The sequence below is a fragment of the Caulobacter sp. P4_E5 genome, assembly GCF_056401555.1.
This window is the reverse complement of sequence record NZ_JBFUJD010000068.1, coordinates 15,976-30,651: the sequence shown is the minus strand read 5'-3', so window position 1 is coordinate 30,651 and position 14,676 is coordinate 15,976. Positions and strand designations below refer to the sequence as shown.

General features: G+C 67.8%; 17 protein-coding genes, 2 tRNA genes and 1 pseudogene. 3 read left to right on the top strand and 17 right to left on the bottom strand.

The window, feature by feature from the left end:
- The 3 genes and pseudogenes from AC1DSO_RS18700 to AC1DSO_RS18690 all read left to right on the top strand — a co-directional run.
- Positions 1-135 (top strand): annotated as a pseudogene (locus AC1DSO_RS18700) (hypothetical protein); the annotation flags it as partial.
- A gap of 499 nt (positions 136-634) precedes the next feature.
- Positions 635-916, top strand: a complete 282-nt coding sequence (locus AC1DSO_RS18695) for an HU family DNA-binding protein (protein ID WP_477070256.1) — start codon at positions 635-637, stop codon at positions 914-916.
- A 195-nt stretch (positions 917-1,111) separates the two neighbouring features.
- The gene (locus tag AC1DSO_RS18690) at positions 1,112-1,786 is read left to right on the top strand and encodes a UdgX family uracil-DNA binding protein (protein WP_477070255.1); all 675 of its coding nucleotides are present in this window, start codon (positions 1,112-1,114) and stop codon (positions 1,784-1,786) included.
- 130 nt (positions 1,787-1,916) lie between these two features.
- Here the strand turns inward: AC1DSO_RS18690 and AC1DSO_RS18685 are convergent, their stop codons facing one another.
- The 17 genes from AC1DSO_RS18685 to hisD form a co-directional block, all read right to left on the bottom strand.
- A complete protein-coding gene (locus AC1DSO_RS18685) occupies positions 1,917-2,453 on the bottom strand; it encodes a hemerythrin domain-containing protein (RefSeq protein ID WP_477070254.1) in 537 nt (178 codons plus the stop codon).
- A gap of 148 nt (positions 2,454-2,601) precedes the next feature.
- Positions 2,602-2,796, bottom strand: a complete 195-nt coding sequence (locus tag AC1DSO_RS18680; protein ID WP_477070253.1) for a hypothetical protein — start codon at positions 2,794-2,796, stop codon at positions 2,602-2,604.
- Between the two features lie 71 nt (positions 2,797-2,867).
- Positions 2,868-4,595 (bottom strand): ATP-binding protein, encoded by a 1,728-nt coding sequence (locus AC1DSO_RS18675; protein WP_477070252.1) that lies wholly within the window; start codon positions 4,593-4,595, stop codon positions 2,868-2,870.
- Complete coding sequence (locus AC1DSO_RS18670) at positions 4,592-5,164, bottom strand: TOL_0243 family YfiR-like periplasmic protein (RefSeq protein ID WP_477070251.1); 573 nt, start codon at positions 5,162-5,164, stop codon at positions 4,592-4,594. Before AC1DSO_RS18670 ends, AC1DSO_RS18675 begins: the two co-directional genes overlap by 4 nt.
- Positions 5,152-7,065 (bottom strand): TOL_0244 family TonB-dependent receptor, encoded by a 1,914-nt coding sequence (locus AC1DSO_RS18665; RefSeq protein WP_477070250.1) that lies wholly within the window; start codon positions 7,063-7,065, stop codon positions 5,152-5,154. The genes AC1DSO_RS18670 and AC1DSO_RS18665 overlap by 13 nt, the downstream gene beginning before the upstream one ends.
- A gap of 146 nt (positions 7,066-7,211) precedes the next feature.
- Positions 7,212-7,288 (bottom strand) — tRNA-His (locus AC1DSO_RS18660).
- Positions 7,289-7,432: 144 nt separating this feature from the next.
- Positions 7,433-8,164: an energy transducer TonB gene (locus tag AC1DSO_RS18655; protein ID WP_477070249.1), complete on the bottom strand. Its 732-nt coding sequence runs from the start codon at positions 8,162-8,164 to the stop codon at positions 7,433-7,435.
- Between the two features lie 13 nt (positions 8,165-8,177).
- Positions 8,178-8,609 (bottom strand): biopolymer transporter ExbD, encoded by a 432-nt coding sequence (locus tag AC1DSO_RS18650; protein ID WP_477070248.1) that lies wholly within the window; start codon positions 8,607-8,609, stop codon positions 8,178-8,180.
- A 5-nt stretch (positions 8,610-8,614) separates the two neighbouring features.
- On the bottom strand, positions 8,615-9,517 hold the full coding sequence (locus tag AC1DSO_RS18645; protein ID WP_477070258.1) for a MotA/TolQ/ExbB proton channel family protein: 903 nt from the start codon (positions 9,515-9,517) through the stop codon (positions 8,615-8,617).
- Positions 9,518-10,097: 580 nt separating this feature from the next.
- Positions 10,098-10,173, bottom strand: a tRNA-Phe gene (locus AC1DSO_RS18640).
- Positions 10,174-10,272: 99 nt separating this feature from the next.
- Positions 10,273-10,458 carry a DNA gyrase inhibitor YacG gene (locus tag AC1DSO_RS18635; protein ID WP_477070247.1) on the bottom strand — a complete coding sequence of 62 codons (186 nt, stop codon included), beginning with the start codon at positions 10,456-10,458 and terminating at the stop codon, positions 10,273-10,275.
- The gene (locus tag AC1DSO_RS18630) at positions 10,455-11,501 is read right to left on the bottom strand and encodes a ribonuclease E/G (RefSeq protein ID WP_477070246.1); all 1,047 of its coding nucleotides are present in this window, start codon (positions 11,499-11,501) and stop codon (positions 10,455-10,457) included. The genes AC1DSO_RS18635 and AC1DSO_RS18630 overlap by 4 nt, the downstream gene beginning before the upstream one ends.
- The gene (locus tag AC1DSO_RS18625) at positions 11,498-12,091 is read right to left on the bottom strand and encodes a Maf family protein (RefSeq protein ID WP_477070245.1); all 594 of its coding nucleotides are present in this window, start codon (positions 12,089-12,091) and stop codon (positions 11,498-11,500) included. The genes AC1DSO_RS18630 and AC1DSO_RS18625 overlap by 4 nt, the downstream gene beginning before the upstream one ends.
- A gap of 7 nt (positions 12,092-12,098) precedes the next feature.
- Complete coding sequence (gene infA / locus AC1DSO_RS18620) at positions 12,099-12,317, bottom strand: translation initiation factor IF-1 (protein ID WP_004617696.1); 219 nt, start codon at positions 12,315-12,317, stop codon at positions 12,099-12,101.
- A 97-nt stretch (positions 12,318-12,414) separates the two neighbouring features.
- Positions 12,415-12,873, bottom strand: a complete 459-nt coding sequence (locus tag AC1DSO_RS18615; protein ID WP_477070244.1) for an arsenate reductase/protein-tyrosine-phosphatase family protein — start codon at positions 12,871-12,873, stop codon at positions 12,415-12,417.
- A 2-nt stretch (positions 12,874-12,875) separates the two neighbouring features.
- A complete protein-coding gene (locus tag AC1DSO_RS18610; protein WP_477070243.1) occupies positions 12,876-13,352 on the bottom strand; it encodes a UPF0262 family protein in 477 nt (158 codons plus the stop codon).
- A 21-nt stretch (positions 13,353-13,373) separates the two neighbouring features.
- Positions 13,374-14,660, bottom strand: coding sequence for a histidinol dehydrogenase (gene hisD / locus AC1DSO_RS18605; protein ID WP_477070242.1), 1,287 nt, complete (start codon positions 14,658-14,660; stop codon positions 13,374-13,376).
- Positions 14,661-14,676 lie beyond the last annotated feature (16 nt).

Below are 14,676 nucleotides of genomic sequence, written 5' to 3'. Positions count from 1 at the left end.
GAGTATCCCCCTCGGACCTTCACCGCTCGATCGCCCCCCGCCGCCGCAATCGGTCGCTGGCCATGCGCCCTTTCCTCGCGACGAGGTGAGACAGAGCATAAGCGAGGTTTCGGAGGGGAGGACGAGAAGACCTGAACGCTCGTGCCTTCTATCACCCCTCTCTCTGAGAGAGAGGGAGGGGCCCATGCGCAGCATGGGAGGGTGAGTGGTTACACCGCTCACCGATAAACCCGAAAACTCAGCGAGATGAGCGAAACCACCCACCGGCTTCGCCTAACCACTCACCCTCCCACGCCTGCGGCGCGGGCCCCTCCCTCTCTCCATGAGAGAGGGGTCCTATACCCGCGCCCCAACGAGTGTTCACGCCTCCGAGAATCGCCTCCCGAACCCTCGCCGACGCGATTCCCGTGCAGAATCACCTACCGCGCGAGTCATCTGATAGTCTATTTACGAGACCATCATTAACGCTTTTACCCCTGACTTGACCGTTCCGGGGACGGTGGAATCGTAAAAATCCCCGGCCCACGGGCGTTTTGTCCCCGTGAATCGGCGTTTTAACCTTTCCAAGCGGGTGACAAACGCGATCGGCCTCGTCAGGCTCGAACTTCCCTGATTCACAGGAATGAGCTTAGAGATGACGAACGTTTCCGATCTGGTCGACGCTGCTGTCGCCGCCGACGACAAGCTGACCAAGACCCAAGCCAAGGCCATCATCGATGGCGTCTTCAAGGCGATCTCTGACGCCTCCGTGAAGGGCGAAGAAGTCTCGATCCCGGGCTTCGGCAAGTTCAAGGTCCAGGCCAAGCCGGCCCGCACCGGCCGTAACCCGGCCACGGGCGCGACCATCGAGATCGCCGCCAGCAAGAAGGTCGCCTTCACACCGGCCAAGCAACTGAAGGACGCCGTCAACGGCTAAGCCTTTGGCGGGAGGCGGGCTCCACGAGTCCGCCTCCCGGCGCTTTCCTTCACGCGCGATACGGCCGCGAAGCTGTATCGCGCGTGAAGACCTTTAGGAACAAATCAAGAACTCCGTGCACGACAGGCGGAACCCGCTGGCGATGCGGATCATTCCGCAGCGGATCGAAACCGCGCAGAAAACGCCACTGTCGCCATGGTCGTCGCCCCGCCCCGTTCCCCTTCAGATCGCGCGCTTCAGACCCGATCGCGCTCGGCGCGCGACGTCGCCGCCGGCGACCCGGCCAGCCTGGACGAGGTCAAGGCCGGTATTCAGGTCTGCCGCCGCTGCGACCTGTGGCGCGACGCCACCCAGGGCGTGCCGGGCGAAGGTGCGGCCCACGCCCTGCTGATGTTCGTCGGCGAGCAGCCGGGCGACCAGGAAGACTTGGCGGGGCGGCCGTTCGTCGGTCCGGCCGGCCAGATCTTCAACAAGGCCCTGGCCGAGGCCGGCGTGCCGCGCGACCGGGCCTTCGTCACCAACGCCGTCAAACATTTCAAGCACGAGCCGCGCGGCAAGCGGCGCATCCACAAGACGCCCGACCGGGGCGAGGTCACCGCCTGCCGCTGGTGGCTGGACGCCGAGCGCCGCCTGGTGCGGCCGCGTGTGATCGTGGCGCTAGGCGCGACGGCCGCCCTGGCGGTGGTGGGCAAGACGACCCCGATCGGCGCCAATCGCGGCAAGCCGCTGCAGCTGCCCGACCAGGCCCAGGGCCTGGTGACCTACCATCCGTCGTTCCTGCTGCGGGTCCCCGACGCGGCGGCCAAGGCGCGGGCCTATGCCGCGTTCGTCGAAGACCTGAGGCTGGCGGGGGCGCTGGCGGGGGTTTGACAAAGGATGCTCCCCCGCGCTGCGGGGGAGCTGTCGCGAAGCGACTGAGGGGGCTAATGCGGTATAGGCCGAGCTAGCCCCCTCCGGCCCTTTGGGCCACCTCCCCCGCGTCGCGGGGGAGGAGCAAAGCCTAATGCGCCGACTTGCCGGCCAGCTGGGTCATCAGCTCGTCCTTGCGCAGCTTCAGGCGCTCGCCCATGGCTTCGAGGTCTTCTTCGCCCTTCTTGGCCTGGGCGAACATGCCGCCGGGCTGTTCCTCTTCCTTGACGTGATGCTTGATGTACTCGCCCAGCACCTTGACCTTGGCGTCGTAGAACTCATCGCCCGGCTTCATCGCCTCGATCTCGGCGATCAGCTTCTTGGCCCCGTCGTGCTCGACATAGGCCTCGTCCATCAGGTCGTCTTCGACCTCGCCGCGGTTCTCCGGATAGAAGATCTCTTCCTCGATCTGGGTGTGGACCTTGAGCGCCAGGGCGATCTTGTTGAACAGCTCCAGCTTCTCGGCGTCGTTCTCCAGCTGTTCGTATTCGTCGAACCAGTCCTCGACCTCGCGGTGGTCCTTCTTGAGCAGGCTGATGGCCAGCGGATCGCGCCGGCTCGTACGCCGCGTGCGGCGCGGCTTGGCGGACTTGGTCTTGCTCGACGAACTCTTGGCGGCAGCGGCCATTGAAAGTCTCCCTCGAAATCCCCGACCGCCTTCCCAACACCCGGACGCCCCGACCCGTTCCGCTTTGGCTAAACTCTCGAATGAGAAGCGTTTTCAGTGTCGGACAGCCGACCGTCGGCGGTCCGACACCGGGCGCTCAGCGGCGGGATCAGCGGTCTTGGACGTTGCCCGAATGGCTGGTGTTCTGGCGCAGATTGCCGTGACGGCCCTGCTCGTCGAGATTCACGTCGGCATTGCCTGGATCCTTGCTCTGCAGGCCGTCTTGGCCGCCCTTGCCTTCGATGTCGGGCTTCTGCCCCTTGAAGGCGCGCTGTTCGGGCGGGATGGGGGGCGCTTTGGACATGGCTTCCTCCTTGAGGTGATCGAGTTCAACCGATCCCCGACGGAAGTCGTTCCGACAGTCCAGTTGGCGCCCTAGCTGGCCCGCGCCACGCCCGACAGGGCCGCGTCCAGCTCGGTGGCCAGGGCCTCGATCCGGTACGGCTTGATCAAGACCCGCCGCCCCTCGTTGGTCGCGGCGGCGGCCGCGGCGCTGTAGCCGGTGGTCAGGATCACCGGCAGGTTGGGTCGCAGGCGCGAGATGTCGCGCGCCAAGTCCAGGCCGCCGACATCGCCGGGCATGACCATGTCGCTGAACACCAGGTCGAACGCGCTGTCGTTGCGCAACACCTCCAGCGCCGCCAGGGCGTCGCCCGCGCGCACCACCTCATAGCCCAGCTCGCGCAACATCTCCTCGACCAGCTGGGCGACATTGTCGTCGTCCTCGACCAGCAGGATGCGATGGCGACCGGCGGAACTGGACCGTGTTGGGGCAATAATGGCGGGCTCGACGGTCGGCGCCTTGATCGAGCGTGGGATCCGCAGCCACACGGTGGTGCCCTCGCCCAGCTTGCTCTCCACGCCCGCCTCGCCGCCCGAGGCGCGGGCGAAGCCGTAGACCTGGGACAGGCCCAGGCCGGTGCCCTTGCCCACCGCCTTGGTGGTGAAGAACGGTTCGAACACCCGGCTCAGCATCTCGGGGGCGACGCCCACGCCCGTGTCGCGGATCGCCAGCCGTACGAGATCGCCCGCGCCGTCCGAGCGGCCGGACGGCTCGTTGCGCGCCTCGATCGTGATCGTGCCGCCATCAGGCATGGCGTCGCGGGCGTTGATGGCGATGTTCAGCACCGCCACCTCTAGCTGGGAGGCGTCGACCTCGATCCGCCAGAGGCCAGGGGGCAGCTTGACCTCGACCGCCACGTCCTCGCGCAGCGAACGGTCCAGCAGGGCGTGCATGCCGGCCAGGCGGTCGCCGATGTCGACGACCTCGGGCTTGAGCGGCGTGCGACGCGAAAAGGCCAGGAGCTGCTGGGTCAGGCTGGCGCCGCGGTCGATGGCCTGGCGCACGCCTTGACGCAGGCGCTCGCGCCGCGCCGGATCGGTGGTGCGGTCCAGCAGGTCGATGCCGCTGGAGGCGACCATCAGCAGGTTGTTGAAGTCGTGGGCCACGCCGCCCGTGAGCTGGCCCATGGCCTCCATCTTCTGCGACTGGCGCAGCGCTTCCTCGGCCTTTTCGCGTTCGCGGATCTCGGCCTGCAGCTTGCGATAGGCCTCGACCTCGCGGGCGTTGGCCACACCCAGCACGGCGACCAGCAGAGCCGCCATGACGATCAGCAGGGCGAACCCCCCATAGCGCATGGCCCGCCGCGCCGGCGATTCCAGCACTGTGCGCAAATAGACCGAGCCCAGCACCGTCTCGCCCTCGGTCACCCGCGACGTGACCACCAGGCGCGCGCCGTCGTTGCGGGCCGGACCCACGGCGTTGCGCGCCGGCAGGCCCGGCCCGGCCCGCACGAAGCTGGCGGCCAGACGTCCCTGCATGTCGTAGGCGGCGACCGCCTCGACGTCGGGGTTTGAGCTCTGGGCGTTGACATATTCCTTGGTGGCGCCGCGATCGTCGAAGGCCAGGGGCGCGGCCACGCTGCCGGCCAGGATCCGCACCTGGACCTCCGCCTGGCGGATCCGTTCCTGCTGGCTCAGGTGCTCGTTGTAGACCGCCATGGCGAACGCGGCCGCCACGATGGCGATCGCCAGGCCCACGGCGATGGACAGCGTGAGGGCGGGACGCGTCCGCGACCAGCCGAGGGGGCCTTTCCGGCTCATCGGCCCTCTCCTTTTTGCGACGCCGACAAGGCCTGGAGCTTGGAGCTCAGGGTCAGGCCGCCGGCCTGGACGGCGTCGGGCCGGATTTCGAACCGCACCCGACCGTCGGCCAGGACGAACTGGACCATCGCGCCCCTGGCGCTGAGCCCCTGGTCGGCGACGGTCAGCACCGGCTGCCCGGCCACCGCCGCCAGCATCTGTTGCGGCGTCTGCACCCGCGAGCGGCCCAGGAACAGCAGATGGCAGGCCGCGCCCTTGGCGACCACCGGCAGACGGATGACCATCACCGGATGGTCGGCGACGCGCCGGTCGCGAACGACCCGGTCCATGGCCGCGCCAAACGGATCGTGCCCCGCGACGCACAGGTTGAACGCACTGGTCGGCGCCCCGAACGCGGTGGGCGGCCACTCCACGAACGGCGTGAACTTGTAGAGGTAGTTGGCCTTCACCGCGTATTCGAGCGAGGAGTCCCCCGCCCGCACGGGGCCGCTCAGGCCGACACACAGCGCCAGACCCGTCAGCAGGCTCAGCGGCCCGGTCCGCCGCCTCCCTGCGCCTAGAACCGCCATTGCACGTCCACGCTTACAGCGCGGGGGATCTCGCTCCCCTGCGGATATTCGGGATGGCGGTCGTGCAGCAGATTGCGGCCCACCAGGGCGATCTCGGCGCGGTCGTTCATCGCCCACGCCAAGCGCCCGCCCAGCTCCATATAGGACGGGGTGCGTGGCTCGGGCAGGTCGGAAACATAACGCAGATCGGCGTCCAGGCTGACGCGGCGCGGCAGGTCCATCGACGAGCGCAGGAAGGCCTGCCGGCGCGGGTCGTCGCCGGCCTGGGCCACGCCCAATAGGCCGCTCGATCCGGGCTTGAATTTCAGATGCTTCTCCAGTGCGGTCGCCCCCGCCGACAGCCGCCACCAGGACTGGACCCGGTACTCGCCCCAGGCCTCCAGGCCTCGGACATGGCCTTCCATGCCGTTGCCCCAGCGCAGGGGCAGGAAGCTGACCGGGGTCGTCTCGATGCTGCGCAGGTCGTCATAGGCGTTGTAGTAGGCCGAGACCGACAACAGGGCCCGGGCGCTGGGCTTGAACCGCCCGCCGACCTCGTAGGCCGTCAGCTTCTCGGGCCGGAAGGCGCCGCCGCCGACCAGGAAATCGCGCCCGCCGAGACGCTCGATCACGTCGCGGTCGAACGGCGTGGCCACCCGCAGCGCCCGCGAGGCGGCGGCCCAGACGCTGACCTCCTCGGTGGCGCGCCAGGCGAGACGGACGCTGGGCGACCACTGCGGGCCGGCATAGGGCCCGTCCTCCAGCTTCACCCCCACGGTCAGGCTGGCCCGATCCGTGAGGGCGTAGCGGTCCTGCAGAAAGAGGTTGTAGAGTCGCAGAGTCCGGTTCGAGGGCGAGAACAGGAAGCTCGCGGTGTTGCTGATGTCATAGCGGCTGAGCCGGATTCCGCCGCCCCAGACGAACTGGTGACGGTCGCGCGCAAGGGCGTGCTGCAGGTCGAAATCGTAGGTATCCAATCCGAAAGCTCCGCCTCCGGACGTGGCCCTACGATTGTGGTCGTAATAGGCCTGGACCTGCAGGCTCGAGCCCTCGGCCTCGCGCCGCCAGCGGGCGGTGAGATTGCGGCCGGAGACGTCTTCCTGGCCGCCGCCGGCCAGGTTCTCCGCGCCGTCATAGAGGTCGCCGGACACCGTCAGCGCCTCGCCGTGACCCAGGTTCCAGTCCGCGCGGAAGCCGCCCTGGGTTCGGCGGAAGCCATCCTCGGCCGACGTGTCCGAGGCCGTCCGCGTCGCGTCCACGCGCACGCCTCGGCCATAGACGCGGAACGCCCCGTTCGCGCCCAGCCGGCCGCCGTAGCGGACGCTGGCGCTGCGATCCTGGTCTCCGCCCCGGCCCTGCAGGCGCCAGCCCTGCGTCTCGTCGGCGGATCGGGTGGTGATGTTGATGACGCCGTTGACCGCGTTGGCGCCCCACAGGGTCGCTCCGGGGCCACTGACCACCTCGATGCGGTCGAGGTCGGCCGGCAGGACATCCTGGGTGTCCCAGTAGACGCCGGAATAGAGCGGCGAATAGACGGAGCGGCCGTCGATCAGAACCAGCAGCTTGTTGGAGAAGTTCTGCGCCTCGGGATTGCCGTTCAGCCCCCGGGCGGTGATGGCGTAGGCGCTGGCGCTCCGCTGGGCGACCTGCAGGTTGGGCGCCAGGCGCAGCAGTTCCGGCAGACTGTTGGCCCCCGAACGGAGGGCGTCCTCGCGGCTGATCAGATAGATCGCCGCCGGCGCGTCCATCACGGTCTCGGCGCGCTTGGACACCGAGGTGACCTGGATGTCGCCAAGCTGCTCGATCGACAGCTCCGCCAGGTCGTTGGGCGTGTTCTGGGCATGGCCGATTCCCGACGTTGCGGCTTGAATAATCATCGCCGCCGCGCCGGCCCGAACCAGACGCCCACTACAGCCCTGCATACGCCGTTCCCCTTATACGGGAAGGGGAACGCCAAGCGTGACCGTTTGGATCCCCGACTCTAGCCATTTTTGTCGGCTATTCGACCCAGGGTGTCGAGACAGTAAAAAAGCCCAGGGGCGGACCCCAGGGCTTTTGAAGGTAGCGATGGTACCGCCTCTCAGGCTTGAACTGAGGACCTCTGGTTCCACAAACCAGCGCTCTAACCAACTGAGCTAAGGCGGCGCATCGCGAGGGAGTGTCTTTAGTCGGACCGGCTTCCCGGATCAAGCGGCGAAACACGCTCTTTTCACAGGAAAACGCACCACGAAAAAGCGCCCTGGAGCCGAAACTCCGGGGCGCTTCCTTGTTGTCGCCTTGGTCCAGGTCCTATTGCGGGACTTGGAACACCAGCGGGACGGTCACCTGACCACCATCGACGGGCGCGCCGTCGAGGGTCTTGGGCTTCATCCGGAACAGACGCGCCAGCTTCAGCGCGGCGTCCCCGAAGCCCATGTCGGCGGGGCTCTCGGATACGATCGAGCAGCCTTCCAGGGTTCCCTTGGCCGTCACGGTGCACGAGATCGTCGCGCGGCCGTTGACTTCCATCCGCTGAGCACGGTCCGGGTAGTACCGGGCCATGTCGTCCGCGTTGGGCTTGCGGGCCCAATCCGGACGGGTGATCACCGAAGCGCGGGCCGGCGGGTTCGAAGGAACCGGCGGCACGGCGGAGATCACCGGCGGAGCCGTTTGCTCCACCCGCTTTTCAACGGGCGGGATCGGCAGCGGCGGCGGCGGCGTCACGTCCGGCGGCGGAGCCACCGGGGGACGCGGCTGGACCACGGCCGGAGGCGGCGGCGGTTCGTTGGTCGGCGGCGGCGGCGGAGGAGGCGGCGGCGGCGGCGGGGGCGGGGGCGGCAGCTCCACGTCCACGGCGTCGTCCGAATACTCCTGCATTACCGCTTCGAACTTCTGCTTCGCCAGATAGGCGAAGAGGAGTGCGTGAACGCCGCAGACCACGACGAGCGCGATACCAAAGGGGCCCATACCCTTCTTGCGACGCGGGCCTTCCGAAGTGAGCGGATCGTAGTGGCGATGCTCGGGCGTTTGTTGTTCAGCCATGCAGCACCCCTACCTAGCTATCATCCCGTCCAACGAGAGCCACGCTGTAGAAGCCGTTATCCTGGAGGGTGTTCATAACCTCCATGAAAGCCCCGTAGCGAACCTTCTCGTCGGCCCGGATGAAAATGCGCTCCTTGGTCGGATCGCGACGGCCCATGCCCTTCACAATGTCCTGCCCGATCTCGTCGATCGTGGTCGGGTTGTCACCGATGAAGAGATCTCCCGACTGTTTGATCGAGATATAGACTGGCTTCGGCGGGTTGGGAGTTGCTTTCGCCACCGCCGCGGGCAGGTTCACTTCGATCGACACGGAGGCCAGCGGAGCGGCCACCATGAAGATGATCAGGAGCACCAGCATGACGTCCACGAAGGGCGTAACGTTGATGTCGCTGTTCTGTTCGACGTTGAACCTGTCGCCCCCACCGCCTGAGAGTTTGGCGGCCATGGGTGTTACGCCCCCTTGTCGAGCTGACGCGAGATGGCGTTCATCAGTTCAGCAACGAAACCTTCCGAGCGGGTGCCGTAACCCGAAATACGGGTCTGGAAGTAGTTGTAGAAGATAACGGCCGGGATAGCGGCGAAGAGACCGATACCGGTGGCGAGCAGGGCTTCAGCGATACCCGGCGCCACGACGGCGAGGTTGGTCGTGTTGGTGTTCGCGATGCCGATGAACGACGTCATGATGCCGTACACCGTACCGAACAGACCGATGAACGGACCGGCCGAACCGACCGAGGCCAGGAACACCATGCCGCCCGACAGACGCTTGACCAGCGAGGCTTGCACCGCGCTGATGGCGTAGGTGGCGCGAGCGATGGTCGAGTCACGGTGCTCGCCGCCAACGGCCAGACCCGCTTGACGCGACAGTTCGACTTCCTGCGAGGCGGCGGCGGCCATGTCGGCCATCGGGTTGCCTTCGAATTCTTCCGACGAGCTGATGCGCGCGATGTCAGCGATCGAGCGAGCGCCGCGGAAGGCTTCCAGGAACTTGTCCGATTGCTTGTTCAGGCCGGCGAACTCGAAAATCTTGGTGAGCAGCAGAACCCACGAGAAGACCGAGGCCAGCAGCAGGCCGATCATGACGACCTTAACGACGGCGCCGGCGGCGAGGAACATGCCGACGGGCGTCAGCGAGTGGCTGCCCTTCTTTTCGCCTTCAGCGGCCGCGGCGTCAGCCGGGGGCGCTTCCGGAGCCGGAGCCGCGGCCGGAGCGGCGGCGTCGGCGGGGGCGGCGGCTTCCGAAGTCGCGGGGGCCGGAGCCGCGGCGTCTTGGGCAAAAGCCGGTGCGCTCACCATCAGCGCCACGGCGCCGACGAGAGCGATGAGGGGGGTCTTCCGTTTAATGTCGAGCATCTGTCGCCAGTTCCTGATTGGTCTAGCACGTTTGGACCGAGGGTCGTCGCGCGAGAGCGTCTCCACCCTAACTCTGAATAGCCCACCTGGAGGTCGATTGCTCTTCCAAACCTGGCGGACCCGCTTCGCTGCGCTCGACCCGTTACGCCCCTCACGAGGGCCAAGCCTCCAGAAGGATCGTTTCGAAGCGCGGGCGACCGAGGCCCTGTTGAGGGCTCCGATCTTACCGCAATGTTAGAATTGCGGCTGTGGTCCTTTGGCAACCCCTTTTCGCACCGTCAAGGGGCTCGTGTGGGCACAAAATCGTCGTAGAGGGCCCGCGCACCCGGCCTCTATCGCAGCGCACAAAAGGATTTTCCGGAAATAGGGGCGGTTTTTCCCAGATAACGAGAAAAACTATGCTGCACTGCAGCAGAGCAACAAAACACCGGTCGATGAAGAAAGGCGCCCGCCGACTTGGCAGATAGGGCCTTGGGCCAGCGGATCAAAGACCGCCATGACGGAAAAACGACAACGGGGCCGACCTGGCGGCCTACTTGGCGCAAGGGCGACCCGGAATGAGGTTTCGCGTCCAGAAAAGTGGTGCCTGGGGCCGGAATCGAACCAGCGACACGCGGATTTTCAATCCGCTGCTCTACCAACTGAGCTACCCAGGCATCCGGGCTTCGGCGGCTAAAACCGCCTTGGCGACCTCGCCGTGCAGCGAGGAGCCGGGTCTATAAGTGAGGCCGAACTGGAAGTCCAGCGCCCTTTTGTCATTCCCTGTTGATGTCTTCGGACGAGGGATTTGCGGACGGATTCTCGTCATCGTCCTCCCCGCCGGGGACGACGTAGCGATCGCTTAGCCACCGCTGAAGGTCGACGTCCGAGCAGCGCTTGGAACAGAACGGGCGGAAGGCGGAATCAACCGGCTTGCCGCAGATCGGGCACCCCGTGCTCATGTGGCGGACACCTCCAGGCGATCGACCGGCCAGTCGGATCGGGATTCGATGATGAAACGCCGACCCAGGCGCTCGGCCACGCCGGCGTCCAGTTCGGCGGCGAAGGCCTCGGCGACGGCGGTCGCGCAGCGGGCCGTCAGGCGTCCTCCCGGATCCGCCCTGCCCTCGCGCTCCAGCGCGCGCGCCAGGCGTCGGGCGACGTAGCGGGGATTCGATGCGCCGCCTTCGCCCAGCAGTCGATCGAGAATCGGCGGCGCGCGGCGCGGCACGATCATCTCCAGCGTGCCGAACTTGCTGATCGCTCCGACCCCGACGCCCGGATTGTCCGGCGCGAAGGCGTTGCGGGCGGCCGTGGTCAGGGCCTGGCCGTCGTGGCCTCGGCCCACCAGGTCGAAGACGACGATGCCGCCCAGCCCCTTCAAGCGCAGCACCCGCGCCGCGACGCTCAGAGCGGCCATGTTGGCCTGGCGGGCGGCGCGCTTCGAATCGGTCGCCTCCCGCGCGCCCAGATCGACGTCGATGGCCGTCAGGGCGCGCGTCGGCTCGACGGCAATGTCGCCGCCGCCCGGCAGGGCGAAGACGGTGGTCAGGGCGTCGCTCTCGGCCTCCTCGACGGCGAGCAGGGCCTTGTCGCCGGTCGTGGGCGAGCCGGCCTTCACCAGGTGGCGCAGGCGGTCCTCGATGGTCTCGGCCGCCTCCAGCACGCGCGGTTCGCCCTGCCCTTCGGCGACAAAGCGGGCCACGGCGGCCTTGCCCAGGCGCGCGGCGGTCTTGATCTCGATCTCGACGAGCCCGCCCTCGACCAGCGGCGGCATGTCAGGGCGCAGCGGCAGGATGGCGTCCTGGCCGCCGGGCAGTTGTACGAAGGCCGAGGCGAAGGCCTTCTCGATCTTCCTGACGCGGGCGACGCCGCGCACGCCCTCGGCGTCGAGCGGGTCGTCGGTGGGCCAGGCGACGAACAGGCGCTCGGGCCGGCCATCCAGGGTCACCACCCCGACGGTCTCGCCGACGCCGTTATAGAGATAGGCTCTGCGCTCGCTCATGCGCGATACCCCAGGCCGGAGAGCAGGTTCAGGGTTTCGTACAGCGGCAGGCCGACGACGCTGGGATACGAGCCCTGCAGGTCGGTGATGAAACCGCCCGCCAAGCCTTGGACGCCATAGCCGCCCGCCTTGCCCTTCCACTGGCCGCTGGCGACGTAGCCATCACGCTCGGCGTCGGACAGGCGCTTGAAGCCGACCCTGGTCTCGACCAGGCGCGTAGCCTCGCGGCCGTCGGGCGCGATCAGGGCGACGCCGGTCAGCACCTTGTGGTTCCGGCCGGACAGCAGCTTCAGGCAGTAGAGGACGTCGGCCTCGGTCTCGGCCTTGGGCAGGATGCGGCGGCCGACGGCCACCACCGTGTCGGCGGCCAGCACGAAGTCGCCCGGCGCGCGGGCGGCGACGGCGCGCGCCTTCTCCCGCGCCAGGCGCAGGGCGTGGCGGCGCGGGGTCTCGTCGCGCAGCGGGGACTCGTCGATGTCGGCGGGGTCGACCCGGTCGGGCGTAACGCCGACCTGGGCCAGCAGGTCGAGGCGCCGGGGGCTCGCGCTGGCCAGGACCAGCGACGGCTGGGCGGCCATTCGCGATGCCATGGGCGGCCTACTTGAAGCGGTAGGTGATACGGCCCTTGGTCAGGTCGTAGGGGGTCATTTCGACCAGGACCTTGTCGCCGGCCAGCACGCGGATGCGGTTCTTGCGCATCTTGCCGGCGGTGTGGGCGATGATCTCGTGGTCGTTTTCCAGCTTCACGCGAAACGTGGCGTTCGGCAGCAATTCGCTGACCGTACCGGGAAACTCGAGCAGTTCTTCCTTAGCCATCAGGCCTCTCAAAGGGACGAATCAGATTGCCGCGAGGGTACGCCTGACGGGGGAGTCAGGACGAGGCCCTTCGCGGCGAGGCGCCTCTATAACGCAATTACCCCCCAAACGTCGATGGCGCGCCGAAACGTCTCTTGATCGCCTCGGCGAGGGTGTCGCGGACCTCGCGATAAGCCTCCAGCCGGGCCTCGCGCGAGCCGTCCACCAGGGTGGGATCGTGGGTCGGCCAGTACTCGATCTGGACGGCGCGATCACGCGACAGCTCGACCGCCCGGTGCTGGGCCTCGGGGGTCAGGGAGACGACGACGTCGAAGCTGTCGTCCTCGAGCTGGACGAAGGTCTTGGGCCTGTGATCGGAGACGTCCAAGCCCAGCTCGTCCATCACCACGATCACGAAGGGGTCGACCCCCTCCCCGGCCGGATCGGCCTTCAGCCCGCAGGAATCGACGAACGCCCGCGTGCCGTAGAAGCGCTTGAACAGCCCCTCGGCCATCGGCGAGCGCACGCGGTTGTAGTTGCAGGCGAACAGCACCGCGTCCGGCAACGGCTCCAGCACCCTCAACCCCGCCAGTGCAGTGCGCAGATCAGGGTGAACAGGCGGCGGGCGGTGTCCAGGTCGGTCTTGACCTTGCCGTCCAGGCGCTCGCGCAGCAGGTTCGAGCCCTCGTTGTGCAGGCCGCGCCGGCCCATGTCCAAGGCCTCGATCTGCTGCGGCGTCGAATTGCGGATCGCGGCGTAATAGCTGTCGCAGATCATGAAATAGTCCTTGATCACGCCCCGAAACGGCGACAGCGACAGCAGGTGGCGCCGCTCGTAGTCGGGTCCGGAGATGTCGAAGGCCAGCCGGTTCTCGATCAGCGACAGCTTGATGTCGTACGGCCCGGCCTGGGCCTCGACCGGCTCGAAATAGTTGGCGTCCAGCAGATCGAAGATCGCGACCTGGCGCTCCTGCTCCTGGTCGCGCGACGCGGCCGCGAGGCTGTCCTCGTCGATCACGATCGACTTGATTCTATGGCTGGCGCGGTCGGTGCTCATCTGACGCGGGAGGTTCGCGCGTCAATTGCCGGAACGCAACCTCACCGACGCTGACAGGGCGTGGGCGGGCAGGCCCTCGGCCGTCGCCAAGGCCACCGTGTGCGGCCCCAGGATGCCGAACGAGGCCGCGTCGCACTTCACGATCGAGGTGCGCTTGATGAAGTCGTACAGCGAGAGGCCCGACTGGAAGCGCGCCGCGCGGCTGGTCGGCAGCACGTGGTTCGAGCCGGCCACGTAGTCGCCGATGGCCTCGGGTGTGACGCGGCCCAGGAAGATCGCCCCGGCGTGGCGCACGCGATCGGAAAGCCGCTCGGGATTGTCCATCGCGAACTCGACGTGCTCGGGGGCGATGGCGTCGACCAGGGCCGGGCTCTCGTCCAGCGGGGCGATGATCACCGCGCCGTGGTCGCGCCATGAGGCGGCGGCGTCCTCGCCGGTGGCCAGTGTCTTGAGGCGTTCGGTGACCGCGGCCTCGACGGCGGCCGCGAAGGCCTCGTCATCGGTGATCAGGATCGACTGGGCGGCCGGGTCGTGCTCGGCCTGGCTCAGCAGGTCGGCGGCGATCCAGTCGGGATTGTTGTCCCGGTCGGCGACCACCACGATCTCGGACGGGCCGGCCAGGGCGTCGATGCCGACCACGCCATAAAGGCGGCGCTTGGCGGCGGTGACATAGGCGTTGCCGGGGCCGACGATCTTGTCGACCGACTGGATCGGACCGGCGCCATAGGCCAGGGCCGCAACGGCCTGGGCCCCGCCCACGCGCCAGATCTCTGTGACGCCGGCTTCCTTGGCGGCGGCCAGCACCGCCGGCTGCAGCTTGCCCGGCGGCGTGACCATGGCGATGCGATCGACGCCGGCCACCTGGGCCGGCACGGCGTTCATCAGCACGGTCGAGGGATAGGCCGCGCGGCCGCCGGGGACATAGACGCCTACGGCCTCGATTGGCGTCCAGCGCCAGCCCAGCTCGACGCCGGCCTCGTCGGTCCAGGCCTGGTCGGCCGGCCGCTGGCGGGCGTGGTAGGCGCGGATCCGGGCGGCGGCGAAGGCGATGGCCGCGCGCACGTCGGCGGGGGTGTCGGCGGCGCCCTGCTCGATCTCCTCGGGCGTGACGCGGATGGTCTCGGCGGTCAGCTCGACCTTGTCGAAGCGGCGGGTGTAGTCGAGCACGGCCTCGACGCCGTTGACGCGCACGGCTTCCAGCACGTCGGCCACGGCGGCGTCGACATCGGCCGGCGAGCCGCGACGCTCGTCGAGGAACGCCTTGAAGGCGGCGGCGAAACCGGGATCGGAAAAGGAGAAGCGACGCATGGGCGCTTAAATGCGG